The sequence below is a fragment of the Gallibacterium anatis DSM 16844 = F 149 genome, assembly GCF_000379785.1.
In the GTDB taxonomy this organism is placed as follows: Bacteria; Pseudomonadota; Gammaproteobacteria; order Enterobacterales; family Pasteurellaceae; genus Gallibacterium; species Gallibacterium anatis.
In genome coordinates this window covers 1-14266 of record NZ_KB903690.1, presented here as the reverse complement: position 1 = coordinate 14266, position 14266 = coordinate 1, and the positions used below count along the sequence as shown (strand labels likewise).

At 40.5% G+C, this 14266-nt stretch carries 15 protein-coding genes; 11 read left to right on the top strand and 4 right to left on the bottom strand.

The features are described from left to right. Positions 1–5 precede the first annotated feature (5 nt). Positions 6–590, bottom strand: a complete 585-nt coding sequence (locus tag A3EO_RS0105190) for a restriction endonuclease subunit S (protein ID WP_013745765.1) — start codon at positions 588–590, stop codon at positions 6–8. A 192-nt stretch (positions 591–782) separates the two neighbouring features. Next, the gene (gene clpB / locus A3EO_RS0105185; protein WP_018346285.1) at positions 783–3356 is read right to left on the bottom strand and encodes an ATP-dependent chaperone ClpB; all 2574 of its coding nucleotides are present in this window, start codon (positions 3354–3356) and stop codon (positions 783–785) included. Between the two features lie 189 nt (positions 3357–3545). On the opposite strand from clpB, the gene A3EO_RS0105180 reads away from it, so the two are divergent. The 3 genes from A3EO_RS0105180 to htpG all read left to right on the top strand — a co-directional run bounded on the left by A3EO_RS0105180 (position 3546) and on the right by htpG (position 6821). Next, on the top strand, positions 3546–4052 hold the full coding sequence (locus tag A3EO_RS0105180) for a SprT family zinc-dependent metalloprotease (protein ID WP_018346284.1): 507 nt from the start codon (positions 3546–3548) through the stop codon (positions 4050–4052). Between the two features lie 64 nt (positions 4053–4116). Beyond that, a complete protein-coding gene (locus A3EO_RS0105175; RefSeq protein ID WP_018346283.1) occupies positions 4117–4716 on the top strand; it encodes an opacity family porin in 600 nt (199 codons plus the stop codon). Positions 4717–4934: 218 nt separating this feature from the next. Beyond that, the gene (gene htpG / locus A3EO_RS0105170; protein WP_018346282.1) at positions 4935–6821 is read left to right on the top strand and encodes a molecular chaperone HtpG; all 1887 of its coding nucleotides are present in this window, start codon (positions 4935–4937) and stop codon (positions 6819–6821) included. A 100-nt stretch (positions 6822–6921) separates the two neighbouring features. Here the strand turns inward: htpG and radC are convergent, their stop codons facing one another. After that, positions 6922–7593, bottom strand: coding sequence for a RadC family protein (gene radC / locus A3EO_RS0105165; protein ID WP_018346281.1), 672 nt, complete (start codon positions 7591–7593; stop codon positions 6922–6924). 191 nt (positions 7594–7784) lie between these two features. Between radC and coaBC the strand changes: the two genes are divergently transcribed. Genes coaBC through A3EO_RS0105135 form a run of 6 tightly spaced genes read left to right on the top strand, consistent with a single transcriptional unit; the run spans position 7785 to position 11781 of the window. Continuing rightward, positions 7785–9014: a bifunctional phosphopantothenoylcysteine decarboxylase/phosphopantothenate--cysteine ligase CoaBC gene (coaBC, locus tag A3EO_RS0105160; protein WP_018346280.1), complete on the top strand. Its 1230-nt coding sequence runs from the start codon at positions 7785–7787 to the stop codon at positions 9012–9014. Then, the gene (dut, locus tag A3EO_RS0105155; protein ID WP_018346279.1) at positions 9001–9453 is read left to right on the top strand and encodes a dUTP diphosphatase; all 453 of its coding nucleotides are present in this window, start codon (positions 9001–9003) and stop codon (positions 9451–9453) included. The genes coaBC and dut overlap by 14 nt, the downstream gene beginning before the upstream one ends. Beyond that, positions 9428–10057, top strand: a complete 630-nt coding sequence (gene slmA, locus A3EO_RS0105150) for a nucleoid occlusion factor SlmA (RefSeq protein ID WP_013745757.1) — start codon at positions 9428–9430, stop codon at positions 10055–10057. The genes dut and slmA overlap by 26 nt, the downstream gene beginning before the upstream one ends. A gap of 2 nt (positions 10058–10059) precedes the next feature. Beyond that, on the top strand, positions 10060–10287 hold the full coding sequence (locus tag A3EO_RS0105145) for a YheU family protein (protein WP_013745756.1): 228 nt from the start codon (positions 10060–10062) through the stop codon (positions 10285–10287). 60 nt (positions 10288–10347) lie between these two features. Further along, a complete protein-coding gene (crp, locus tag A3EO_RS0105140; RefSeq protein ID WP_013745755.1) occupies positions 10348–11004 on the top strand; it encodes a cAMP-activated global transcriptional regulator CRP in 657 nt (218 codons plus the stop codon). Positions 11005–11025: 21 nt separating this feature from the next. Beyond that, on the top strand, positions 11026–11781 hold the full coding sequence (locus tag A3EO_RS0105135; protein ID WP_013745754.1) for a class I SAM-dependent methyltransferase: 756 nt from the start codon (positions 11026–11028) through the stop codon (positions 11779–11781). A 41-nt stretch (positions 11782–11822) separates the two neighbouring features. Here the strand turns inward: A3EO_RS0105135 and tsaA are convergent, their stop codons facing one another. Continuing rightward, positions 11823–12530, bottom strand: a complete 708-nt coding sequence (gene tsaA, locus A3EO_RS0105130) for a tRNA (N6-threonylcarbamoyladenosine(37)-N6)-methyltransferase TrmO (protein ID WP_018346278.1) — start codon at positions 12528–12530, stop codon at positions 11823–11825. Between the two features lie 107 nt (positions 12531–12637). On the opposite strand from tsaA, the gene A3EO_RS0105125 reads away from it, so the two are divergent. After that, positions 12638–13543 carry a 1,4-dihydroxy-2-naphthoate polyprenyltransferase gene (locus A3EO_RS0105125; RefSeq protein ID WP_018346277.1) on the top strand — a complete coding sequence of 302 codons (906 nt, stop codon included), beginning with the start codon at positions 12638–12640 and terminating at the stop codon, positions 13541–13543. A 31-nt stretch (positions 13544–13574) separates the two neighbouring features. Further along, positions 13575–14069: a ribonuclease E activity regulator RraA gene (gene rraA / locus A3EO_RS0105120; protein ID WP_013745751.1), complete on the top strand. Its 495-nt coding sequence runs from the start codon at positions 13575–13577 to the stop codon at positions 14067–14069. The last annotated feature ends 197 nt before the right edge of the window (positions 14070–14266 follow it).

Sequence of the window (14266 nt, the reverse complement as noted above, 5' to 3'; positions counted from 1 at the left end):
ATTCCTTAATTCTTGATGTTAGATTTGCATTGTTTTTGAAAATTATTTAGTAAGTATGCAGTAAGTTGTGCTTCATTATCTGCCACCCGTTTTTTTAGCATTGTGATACGGCGTTGCAGACGATCAACTTGTCCGATAGCTTGTTGCACAGACAATGTAGGAAGTGGCGAAAGTTGCAAGTTTTTTAATTGGTTAATGCTATATTTCATTACACTAGATCCTTGCAAACTGGCGACTAACTGCCGTTTTATGTCAGTATCATTATTCAGTAAATAAACCAAAAAGCTTTTATCAAGTTCTTTTGAGGGATATAGACGAGCATAGTTGTGAGAAAACGCATAGCCAGCACGCGCCTGACAGACTTGGACTGCCGAGCCTGAGATCAAACTAAAAATAACGTCATCTTCTTGCAGCAGAGTAGGGTTATCTGGCGTACAAATTTGTTTTCCTTGTGTAGATTCTGTTCGAGTTTCAAAATCTGCTTGTAGATCCGCTTGATCATATAATGAGTAGCAAGGGCTACCAGCTTGTTCATTTAGCCGAGAAAGTGGTGTACCGATTTCAAATCGTACAAGATCTTGTAGTTTCATTTTGTTCCTTGTTGAAATTACAAAGTTAATTTGCATTATATTACTGTATGATTATTCGTCAAGGTGTTTTTGTTATTTTTATAAATAACATTTTTAAAGTTATTCTAGTTAGCTTTAGGGTTATTTTTTAATAAAAAAAACCGCTAACCTTGCGGATAGCGGTTGAATTTAGGGGTGATTTACTTCTATTTATTATTGTTTAGCTTCTAATTTTCCATCAACAAAGTTGATTTCAATGGTTTTATCCGGTAATAACGCGCCGGACAAAATTTGTTGTGCAAGTGGGTTTTCCACAATATTTTGGATTGCACGTTTTAAAGGTCTTGCGCCGTAAACCGGGTCGTAACCGACTTGACCTAAGTAATCCAATGCTTGTTCGCTGAAATGCAACAAGTAACCACGTTCTTTCATACGATTGATCAAACGTTGTAATTGGATTGACGCAATCGCACGAATATTTTCTTTGGCAAGTGGGTGGAAGACCACAGTTTCGTCAATACGGTTGATAAATTCCGGACGGAAATGTTGTCCAACCACAGACATCACTAATTCCTTCATTTCACCGTAGCTAAGATCACCGGCTTGAGATTGAATTAAATCAGAACCCAAGTTGGAGGTCATAATCACTACCGTATTGCGGAAATCGACCGTACGACCCTGACCATCAGTTAAACGTCCGTCATCAAGCACTTGCAATAAAATGTTGAAAACATCACGATGTGCTTTTTCCACTTCATCAAGTAAAACAACAGAATATGGACGACGACGAACCGCTTCGGTTAAGTAACCACCTTCTTCATAACCGACATATCCCGGAGGTGCACCGACCAAACGAGAAACAGAATGTTTTTCCATAAATTCTGACATATCGATTCTGACCATTGCATCTTCACTGTCGAACAAGAAGTTAGCCAAAGTTTTACACAATTCGGTTTTACCGACACCGGTTGGCCCTAAGAATAAGAATGAACCAATCGGACGATTCGGATCGGATAATCCGGCACGGCTACGGCGAATCGCGTTTGCTACTGCTTCAACCGCTTCATTTTGTCCGATAACACGTTTGTGTAACTCTTCTTCCATTCTCAATAATTTTTCTTTTTCACCTTCCATCATTTTGGCTACAGGAATACCGGTAGCACGAGAAAGCACTTCAGCGATTTCTTCGTCGGTAACACGGTAACGCAATAGGCTCATTTCCTTGCCTTCTGCACTTTCAGCCTGTTCTAATTGTTTTTCCAACGCCGGAATGGTGCTGTATTTCAATTCAGACATCTTCGCAATATCACCGGCACGATAAGCCTGTTCCATTTTAGTTTTGGCATTATCCAATTCCGCTTTGATATGTTGTGCGCCGGAAAGTGCTGCTTTTTCGCTCTTCCAAACTTCTTCAAGTTCAGAATACTCTTTCTCTTTTTCTGCCAACTCTTTTTCCAACATTTCAAGGCGTTTACGGCTGGCATCGTCTTCTTCTTTTTGTAACGCTTGTTGTTCAAGTTTTAATTGAATAATACGGCGTTCCAATTTATCTAATGGTTGCGGTTTTGAATCGATTTCCATACGAATGCTTGAAGCCGCTTCATCAATTAAGTCAATCGCTTTATCCGGAAGCTGACGATCCGAGATATAACGATGAGAAAGTGTTGCAGCTGCTACAATCGCCGGATCGGTAATTTGTACGTGGTGGTGAATTTCATAACGCTCTTTCAAACCACGCAAGATGGCGATGGTATCTTCCACGCTTGGTTCATCAACCAACACTTTTTGGAAACGGCGTTCCAAAGCAGCATCTTTTTCAATATATTGACGATATTCATCCAATGTTGTCGCACCGACGCAGTGTAATTCACCGCGTGCCAATGATGGTTTCAACAAGTTACCGGCATCCATTGCGCCGTCTGTTTTACCGGCACCGACCATCGTGTGAATTTCATCAATAAATAGGATAATTCGACCTTCTTCTTTGGCGATTTCATTTAACACCGCTTTTAAACGTTCTTCGAATTCCCCACGGTATTTCGCACCGGCAATTAATGCTCCCATATCCAAAGAAAGCACACGTTTATGTCGTAATCCTTCCGGCACTTCGCCGTTAACGATACGTTGTGCCAAACCTTCAACGATAGCAGTTTTACCCACACCCGGTTCACCGATTAACACCGGATTATTTTTGGTACGACGTTGCAACACTTGGATGGTACGGCGGATTTCATCATCACGACCGATAACCGGATCCAATTTACCGCTTTCTGCTCTTGCGGTTAAATCAATAGTATATTTTTGTAATGCCTGACGGGTTTCTTCCGCACCGGCATCATTGACGTTTTCGCCACCACGCATTTTATCAATACTCGCTAATAAATTTTGTCTGGTTAAACCGCTTTTCTTCAATATATCACTTAGTTTGTCGGAACTTTCCAAAGCGGCTAATACGAAAAGTTCAGATGAGATAAATTTATCATTGCGTTGTTGCGCAAATTTATCACATAAATTCAACATTCTGGCTAATGCCGGCGAAAGCTGGACATCACCACCGTTACCTGAAACTTGAGGTAAACGATCGATCTCTTGGCTAATCGCTTGGCGTAATTGAGCAACATTAACACCGGAAGCCGTAAGCAACGGTGCAACGGAACCACCTTCTTGATTCAATAATGCGCTCATTAAATGCACCGGCTCAATATATTGCTGATCTTTGCCTAACGCTAAAGATTGCGCTTCAGCCAATGCTTGTTGGAATTTGGTTGTTAATTTTTCAAAATTCATATAATCCTCCTAGACGATGTTTCGTCATTCACGCGAAATAAAATGGGTATGTTTTAAATTGTTTCAAGAGGAAAATAAAAAAATATATGCAAAAAATTGAATATAAAAAGAAGGCGTATTATTGGCGGTTGAAAATGGTAGCGGATCGATTAAGATCAAGCCCCTTTGAATCAGCGTGAAGAGGTGATAATGGAACAAAAGCAACAACTTCGACACCTTAATCTTCAGGTAAATCGTAAGCTGACACAATGCCTGTTGTTGGCTGAACGTCACTTTAATTGCACGTTTGTGCGACCAGCTGTGAATTATAAATTGCGTGGCGTAAAAGCGGGTGTGGCTTATTTGCAACAGTGGGAAATCCGTTTAAACCCGATTTTATTGCTGGAAAATGGGCAACGTTTTATTGATCAGGTTGTGCCGCACGAATTGGCACATTTATTGGTTTATCAGCAATTTGGTCGAGTGAAACCGCACGGTATCGAGTGGCAACATTTGATGCAAAATGTGTTTGGCGTGCCGGCGGAAACACGACATCAGTTTGAGGTGAAAAGTGTGCAAGGGCAGACGTTTCCTTATCAATGTGCTTGTCAAACGCACCATTTGACGGCACGCCGTCATCAAAAAATTCAGCAGCAAGGCATACAATATTTTTGTAAAAAGTGCAAAAAGCAGTTACACTTCGTTACTCTTTCTTAACTGTTATTATTGGTTGTCGTGGCAGTGAAAGAGAGGGCAACTGAAACATCAAATGGAGGCAAAAATGAAAAAATTATTGGTGGTAGCACTGGGTGCGTTAGCATTAGCTTCAACTGCACAAGCAGAGTGGTATGTACAAGGTAATTTGGGTTATTCCAAAATTAAAACATCCGGCTTAGAAGATGGTGGAAAAATCAGTGATAAAACCTTTACCCCTAGCGTAGCGGTAGGTTATAAAATGGCGGATTGGCGCGTAGCGGTCGATTATACCGATTATGGTAAAGCGAAAGACAGTTATCATTATGTTGAAGAATATGGTTATGAATCCGGTAAGGTTGATTTGAAAGCACGCGGTGTCGGCGTTGCGGCTATCTATGATATTGATTTAAATAGTGCGATTACACCTTATGTTGGTGCGCGTTTAGCACTTAACAAAATTAAAATAACGGATCATATAACAGAGAAAAAAAGAGATAGTATTGAAAATACAGTAGAGAGAGATACTTCAACTAAATTGGGTTATGGTGTGCTACTTGGAGCCTCTTATGATTTAATGCCGAATTTAGCAGCGGATGCAGCGGTCGAATATAATATTCTTGGTAAAGAAGACGGCGTAACTGTGAAACAATATGGTGTGAAAGCCGGTTTACGCTACACTTTCTAATCTGATTTTTTAATATCTTTAAATGCGATCTTGATAGATCGCATTTTTTATACCTCCAAACCTTGAAAAATCGGTTTTTATACCTATTTTTTGCCAACGTAAACATTTCAATTCATAGAAAAATGGAAGAGCTTCTGTTGCCATAACAGGCGGAGCAACCATTTAGACATTTTTAATGAAAAGACATTTTTGATCTTTTTTGATTAACGAGGAAAAATATGAGCACAAATCAAGAAACGAGAGGTTTCCAATCAGAAGTAAAACAACTTCTGCAATTAATGATCCATTCACTTTATTCCAACAAAGAGATCTTTTTGCGTGAGTTAATCTCCAATGCATCAGATGCAGCCGATAAATTACGTTTTAAAGCACTTTCCGCACCGGAACTGTATGAAGGTGACGGTGATTTAAAAGTGCGTATCAGTGCGGATGCCGACAAAGGCACATTAACCATTAGTGATAACGGTATCGGAATGGCGCGCGAGCAGGCGATTGAGCATTTAGGCACAATCGCTAAATCAGGTACAAAAGAGTTTTTATCGGCATTGGGCGCAGAACAAGCTAAAGATAGCCAATTAATCGGGCAATTCGGTGTCGGTTTTTACTCTGCTTTTATTGTTGCTGATAAAGTCACCGTGAAAACACGTGCCGCCGGTGAAAGTGCCGACAAAGGTGTACTTTGGGAATCAGCAGGCGAGGGCGAATTTACCGTTGCCGACATTGAGAAAAAAGATCGTGGTACCGAAATCACCTTACATTTGCGTGAAGATGAAAAAGAATTTTTGGATGAATGGCGTTTACGCGAAATTATTGGTAAATATTCCGATCATATCGGCTTGCCGGTTGAAATTTTAACCAAAGAGTATGATGACGAAGGCAAAGAAACCGGTGTTAAATGGGAAAAAATCAATAAAGCACAGGCACTTTGGACACGTTCAAAATCTGAAATCAGTGATGATGAATATAAAGAATTTTATAAACATTTAAGCCACGATTTTGCTGACCCAATGTTATGGGCACATAATAAAGTTGAAGGAAAACAGGAATATACCAGCTTGCTCTATTTGCCGGCAAAAGCACCTTGGGATCTCTTTAATCGTGAACAAAAACACGGCTTGAAACTGTATGTACAGCGTGTCTTTATTATGGATGATGCTGAACAGTTTATGCCGAATTATTTGCGTTTTATCAAAGGTTTAATTGATTCCAATGACTTGCCGCTAAATGTATCTCGTGAAATTTTGCAAGACAATAAAGTCACAGCCGCCTTGCGTAAAGCATTAACCAAACGTGCGTTAGGAATGTTGGAAAAATTGGCAAAAGATGAAGATAAAAGCAAATATCAACAGTTCTGGCAAGAGTTCGGTTTAGTCTTGAAAGAAGGTCCGGCAGAAGATCCGGCAAATAAAGAAGAGATTGCGAAATTGTTGCGTTTTGCGTCAACACATAATGACAGCAGTGAACAGACAGTGTCATTAACTGATTATGTTGCTCGAATGAAAGAGGGACAAAAAGCCATTTATTACATTACGGCTGACAGCTATACTGCGGCGAAAAACAGCCCACACTTGGAAATCTTTAATAAGAAAGGCATTGAAGTATTGCTGCTTTCCGACCGTATTGATGAATGGATGTTAAGCTATTTGACTGAATTTGACGGTAAACCGCTACAAACTATTACTAAATCAGATTTAGACTTAGGTGATTTAGCCGATAAAGAGGAAGAAAGTAAGCAAAAAGAAGAGGAACAGACTTTTGCTTCCTTTATTGAGCGCGTGAAAAAATTGTTGGGTGATCGCGTTAAGGATGTCCGTTTAACTCACCGTTTGAGTGAAACACCGGCGATTGTATCGACCGATAACGATCAAATGACAACACAAATGGCGAAATTATTCGCTGCCGCGGGGCAAAAAATGCCGGAAGTGAAATATACGTTTGAGCTTAATCCGGAACATCATTTAGTGAAAAAAGTGGCGGATATTGCTGATGAACAACAATTTGCCGAATGGATCGAATTATTGTTGGATCAGGCAATGTTGGCAGAACGCGGTACGTTGGATAACCCAACTGCGTTTATTAAACGTATTAATCATCTTTTAAGCTAAAGATAAAGCATTAACTATCATTAACTACCATAAAATCCGGCATTTGCCGGATTTTTTCTTGCTGGTATGTTGGATTTTTGTTTATAGAATAATTCTTTTATCAAAAATCAATTAAGCCCTTTTCACAAAAAGAGAGAACCTGGTTTTTGCCAATAATTAAATGATCCAACACTCTGACATCAATCAGTTTACACGCTTGTTGGATCTGTTCGGTAACGGCAATATCTTCTTTACTGGGCGTTGTAATGCCGGAAGGGTGATTGTGAGCCAAAATAATGGCAGCGGCATTATATTTTAATGCCGATTTAATAATTTCTCGTGGATGAACTTGGGTGCTGTTAATGGTGCCTTGGAATAACGTCTCTTTTTCAATTAAATAGTGTTGATTATTCAGAAAAAGCACAACAAAAAGCTCTCTTTGTTGATGGGATAATTCGGTCTGCATATAAAGTTTGGCAAACTCAATATTATTAAACAGGGGCTGTTGTTTGATTTCTTGTGCCAAATAACGTTTGGTCATTTCGATACAGGCTTGCAACTGAATATATTGTGTTACACCTAACCCTTTGACTTCACAGAATTTTTCTTTTGATGCTGACAGTAATTCACGTAACGAGCCGAAATGATGTAGGCTGTTTTCTGCCAAGGTCATCACGGAACAATTTTTAAAACCGGTGCGTAGAAAAATGGCTAACAATTCTTGATCGCTTAATTTATCAGCACCTTGCTGCAAAAGTTTTTCACGCGGCATTAATTCGGTCATTGCTTGCATCTCATTTATTACAAATAACGCTATTTTAATCATCCGTATATGGACAATGATGGCAAGATTCTATTTTTGCGATCAGGCTCGAAAAGATAAAAATCTTTTCAGTGAAAATAGGTGGTGCTTAATTTGGCAGGGTGGCAAATATTCAGTAAAATGACATATCTTTCATTTTGATGTTTTAAGGCGTTCAATTAATGAATTCATCTCTTCAACATAAACGCATTTTGCTCGGCATTACCGGCGGTATTGCGGCCTATAAAGCCATTGAGTTGGTTCGTTTATTGCGTAAACAGGGGGCGGAAGTGCGTGTCGTCTTGACCGATGCCGCAGCTCACTTTGTTTCTCCACTGACATTACAAGCCATTTCCGCTCATCCGGTATCGCATTCATTGTTTGATCCGCAGGCAGAATTGGCGATGGGACATATTGAGCTGGCGAAATGGGCGGATTATGTGATGATTGCGCCGGCAACGGCAGATTTTATCGCCCGTTTTAATTTGGGGTTGGCAAATGATCTGTTAACAACACTCTGTTTGGCAACCGCAGCGCCGATTGCGATTGCGCCGGCAATGAATCAACAAATGTATGCGCAAGCGGTACTTCAGCAACATTTGCACAGTTTACGCCAACGTGGGGTGCGGATTATCGGACCGAATAGTGGCGTGCAGGCGTGTGGCGATGTTGGTGCAGGCAGAATGTCTGAACCTCAGGAAATTGTTGAGACGTTGGCACAGCAGTTTTTCACTGAGCAACCGTTACAAGGGATCAAAGTGGCGATTACCGCCGGCCCGACGCAAGAGCCGATCGATCCGGTGCGTTATATTTCCAACTATAGTTCCGGAAAAATGGGGTATGCAATCGCTGAAGCCTTTGCTAAACAAGGGGCGGAGGTCACATTAATCAGCGGTCCGGTGAATTTGTCGGTGCCGAATGGCGTGAATATTGTTTCGATTAAAACAGCGGCAGAAATGTGGCAACAGTCGATGCAGGCAGCAGTATCGAATGATATTTTTATTGGCTGTGCGGCAGTGGCGGATTATCGTGTAGCTGAAATCGCTACGCAAAAAATTAAAAAATCGGGGGAAGAATTGACGCTAAAATTGGTGAAAAACCCTGATATTATTGCTGATGTCGGTCATCTGAAACAGCAACGTCCATTTACGGTCGGTTTTGCCGCAGAAACGCAAGATGTTGAAAATTATGCAAAAGATAAATTGGAACGTAAAAATTTAGATTTAATTTGTGCCAATGATGTTTCCATCGCCGGACAAGGTTTTAGCAGTGATAATAATGCATTGCAACTTTTCTGGCGACAAGGTAATTTATCTTTGCCGTTAGCACCTAAGAGTGAATTGGCACAACAATTAGTACGACAGATTATTCAACTTTATCAAGCAGCGAAGAAAAATAATGAAAAAAATTGATGTTAAGATTCTTGATACCCGTTTGGGCAATGAGTTTCCATTACCAACTTATGCAACTGAAGGATCAGCCGGTCTTGATTTGCGCGCGTTAACACAAGAAAAAATAGTGTTGCAGCCCGGGGAAACACAATTAATTCCGACCGGATTGTCTATTTATATCGGTGATCCGAATTTGGCGGCGGTGATTCTACCTCGTTCTGGATTAGGGCATAAGCACGGCATTGTATTGGGAAATTTAGTCGGGTTAATTGATTCGGATTACCAAGGACCGCTAATGATTTCGGCGTGGAATCGGAGTCAACAACCATTTACGATAGAAGTTGGAGATCGTATTGCGCAGCTTGTGTTTGTGCCTGTTGTACAAGCTGAATTCAACATTGTGACTGATTTTGAGCAGACAGAAAGAGGCAGCGGTGGATTTGGTCATACAGGAAAATAAACCGAAGAAAAAGGTTGAAAAACGTTCTATAGCGGCACGTCGCCAACAAGTATTGGCGATTGTTACGCATTTACTGCACTCAGATCAAGGAATGGAACGGATTACTACGGCAAAATTAGCCGAAGCGGTTGGGGTGTCGGAAGCGGCGTTATATCGTTATTTCCCGAGTAAAACGAAAATTTTTGAAGCATTGATTGAGCAAATTGAAACGGTGTTGTTACAGCGAATTACACAATCAATGAAAATGCAAACGGATACTAAACTGCGCGTGCACGATATTTTGCAAATGGTGTTAACTTTTGCACAGAAAAATCCGGGATTAACCCGCATTTTGACCGGACACGCACTGATGTTTGAAGATAAATCATTGCAAATGCGTGTGGCAACGTTTTTTGATCGTTTGGAACTGCAATTGGTGAATGTATTACAAATGCGGAAATTGCGCGAGGGCAGAGGTTTTAAAATGGATGAACGTGCCATTGCCGGTTATCTGGTATTGTTATGCGAAGGGCAGTTTATGCGTTATGTGCGTTCCAATTTTCGGCATTTGCCAAGTCAAGATTTTGAAACGCAATGGAAGTTAATTGAACCGATTTTTGATTAGTTATGATTATTCCTTGGCAACAATTAAGTGAAACGGCACTGCATAATATTGCGCAGAGTTTTATTTTACGGGAAGGCACGGATTATGGTGTAAGAGAGTTGACGCTGGCGGAAAAAGAGGCGCGTTTACTGAAGCAGATTAAGTCGGGTGAGGTGGTGATTGTTTGGTCTGAACTGCATCAAACGCTTGATCTGAAATTGAAACGGGAATTTTTAACACAGCATAAATGAAATGTGCTATAACATTGTGATTTTGTCATTTTAGTAATTTTTATAGGTGTTGGTGGCAGTATGGATATGAAAGAAGAAGCAGAAGTACAACAGGAAGAGGCGACAACGGATCCTACGTTAGAGTGGTTTTTATCGCATTGTCATATTCATAAATATCCGGCGAAAAGCACCTTAATTAATGCCGGTGAAAAGGCAGAAACGCTCTATTATTTAATTAAAGGATCGATTGCGGTTTCAGTCAAAGACGATGAAGGCAAAGAGATGATTTTGTCTTATTTGAGCCAAGGCGATTTTTTTGGCGAGCTTGGTCTATTTGAAGATGTAAAAGTGCGCAGCGCGTGGGTTAAAGCGAAAACAACTTGCGAAGTGGCTGAAATTTCTTATAAAAAATTCCGTCAACTGATTCAGGTGAATCCTGAAATTTTAATGTATTTGACCTCACAGTTGGCTCGTCGCTTGCAAAACACTTCAAAACAGGTGAGTAATTTGGCGTTTCTTGATGTTACCGGTCGTATTGCTCAAACCTTGTTGCATTTGGCGAGAATGCCGGATGCGATGACACATCCGGAAGGAATGCAGATTAAAATTACCCGTCAGGAGATCGGACAGATGGTCGGCTGTTCGCGTGAAACGGTGGGGCGAATTTTAAAAATGCTGGAAGACCAAGGCTTGATTTCTGCACACGGTAAAACCATTGTTGTTTATGGAACCAGATAAGTTTTATAAGGCGAAAAGAAAATGAAAAAAGATGAAATTGGGCATAATTTTTTAGCTCGTTTAGGTAAAACGCGGTTACGCCCGGGTGGTAAGAAAGGGACAGATTGGCTGATTGCAAACGGTGATTTCAATAAGGATAAAAAAGTACTGGAAGTTGCCTGTAATATGGGCACGACAGCAATCGGTTTAGCTGAACGGTTCGGTTGCCATATCGAAGGCGTAGATTTAGATGAGCAAGCATTGGCAAAGGCACAGAAAAATATCAGCGAAGCAAAATTGGATAATTTGATTCACGTACAGCGTGCCAACGCAATGAAATTGCCGTTTGCAGATAGTTCATTCGATATTGTCATTAATGAAGCGATGTTAACAATGTTGCCGTTAGAGGCAAAACGTAAAGCGGTAACGGAATATTTCCGAGTGTTAAAACCGGGCGGTTTTTTATTAACTCACGATGTGATGTTGTTGGAACATAATGAAGCTCAAATTTTAGCAACTTTGCGTGAAGTGATTAATGTCAGCATTACACCATTAACTAAAGAGGGATGGAAAGATCTCTTTAAGCAAGCTGGTTTTAGCAATGTTGATACCTATTCCGGTGAGATGACGTTGTTGTCGCCGAAAGGAATGATCTATGACGAAGGTGTGTTGGGAACATTAAAAATTGTACGCAATGCATTGCGTTCTGAAAATCGGGAAACTTTCAAAAAAATGTTCAGATTTTTTAATGATCCGCAAAACAAAATGCACTTTATTGCCGTTTGTAGTCAAAAATAACAAACTGATGGGCAGCGTAAAATCTGCCCATTTTTATACAATTATTTTCTATTTAAGTCGAACACTTCAACCAGATTTTCAGCTTTCATTCGCCATTGCACATTGATGTTCCAAAGCGTCATTCCATATACCCGCTCGGAAAGTTGTCGACGTTGATATGCCGGACGAGGATCTTGCTGTAAGACCTCTTGAATTAACGGCGATAAATCGGGATAAACGACACTAAATCCGGCTAATTGTTGTTGGGCTGAAGCAGTAAATTCAACTTGTAATTGCGCGGTCGGTTTCTGTTGTGCAAAGCCGGAATCGGCATCAGGTTGGCTATCCGCATAGGCAATATAAGGTTTGATGTCGAAAATCGGCGTGCCATTGACCAAATCAACGCTGCCTAGATGTAATAAAACCTGTTGCGCACGAATTTCAACCCGCTCCAATTTTACTTTGGATAAACCAAGCGAATTGGGACGATGTGTTGCTCGGGAAGCAAAAACGCCTATGCGTTCGTTCCCACCTAAGCGTGGTGGTCGTACTGTCGGAGACCATTTACCGACAGCAATACGATCAAATTGGAAAATCAACCATAAATGCGAAAATTGTTCAATGCCACGAACGGCTTCCGGTACGTTATAAGGTGGCAGCAGTTGCAAAATACCTTTACCGTGTGGCGCCAGTTCAGGTTGTCTTGGAACAGAGAATTTTTCACTATAGGGCGTATAAATTGTGGCAATCGGTTGTAAGGTAATGCTCATATTTGTGTTATGCCAATAAATAAGTAGTTACAATCAAAGGAATTCGGGTAAAATTACCAACTTGTTTAAGAAATACAAGCTGATTATATAATAAATTTAGAGAAATAATGGAATCAAATAAATGCAAAATGTGGTTTGAAACCGCAAGACCGAAAACGTTGCCACTGGCGATCGCTTCAATTGTTACCGGATCGGCATTGGCATATTACTATCATCAATTTAACGGCACTATTGCATTATTGGCATTGATTACGGCAACCCTATTGCAGATCGTGTCCAATTTTGCCAATGATTATGGTGATCATATCAAAGGTTCCGATACTGCGGAACGAATCGGGCCATTGCGTGGTATTCAACAAGGAGCAATAACCTTTTCTCAATTACGATTAGGTTTAATTTTAGTAACGCTTGCCAGTATGATTTCCGGTGCAGCATTGATTGCGGTGGCTTGTCAAACGTGGAATGATGTGTTGGCATTTATCGTGTTGGGTATTTTGGCGATTATTGCCTCCATTACCTACACTGTCGGCAAAAAACCTTATGGTTATATGGGATTAGGGGATGTCTCCGTTTTTATCTTCTTTGGCTTGCTTGGTGTGTGCGGTACTTTTTATTTGCAATCACATTTGTTGAATTGGGCAATGGTATTGCCGGCAATGATGTCGGGGCTTTTAGCGGTTGCGGTTTTAAATATCAATAATTTACGAGATATTGAGCAAGACAAAAAATCCGGAAAAAATACACTAATTGTGCGAATCGGTGCCGTTGCCGGTCGTTATTATCATATCAGTTTGCTTATTTTAGCAACACTGTTTGCCTTGTTGTTCGCACTTTATCATTTCCAACACTGGTATAGTTTTATTTTTATTTTAGTGTTGCCGTTATTGGCTAAGCACGCTGTTTTTGTGATGCATCATCGAGATGCACTGCAATTACGTCCAATGCTTGCACAAATGGCTAAGTTGGCACTATTATTTAACATTATTTTTAGTTTAGGACTTTGTTTGGGATAATCCCGGTCCGTTTTGAAAAAAGGAAAATGCGATGAGAATTGACACATCAGAACTTTGCGATATTTACTTGGATCAAGTTGATGTTGTAGACCCGATTTTTTCTAGCTTTGGCGGCGTTTCAGCCTTTTCAGGAAAAATTACAACCATTAAATGTTTTGAGAGTAATGGTTTAATTGCCGAGGTGCTGGAAGAAGAGGGGCAGGGACGAGTGTTATTAATCGATGGTGGTGGTGCAGTGCGCCGTGCGTTGATTGATGCCGAATTGGCGCAATTAGCCGCAGATAACGGCTGGGAAGGTATTATTGTTTATGGTGCGGTGCGCCAAATTGACCAGTTGGAAAATATCGATATCGGCATTCAGGCATTAGCACCTATTCCGGTTTCTGCTGATGAGCAGACCAGCGGTGAAGTGGATGTGCCTGTCAATTTTGGTGGTGTTTCTTTCTTACCTGAAGATTTTGTCTATGCGGATTTAACCGGCATCATCCTTTCTCCGGAACAGTTGGATCTTTCTGAAGCAGAGTAATTCAATTTCTATTCTTATTTTGTTAATAAGCCTTATCCGTTTTGATCTGCACCCCAAAAGTTGGACTTATTATCCAACAACATACAAAGGTGCAGATTTTTTATGACTAAATATAACCAAACATTTAAACAACAAGTGGTAGATTTCTACTTTCAACACGAGGAAAGTCTTTCTTTAACCTGTCGTACATTTACCGT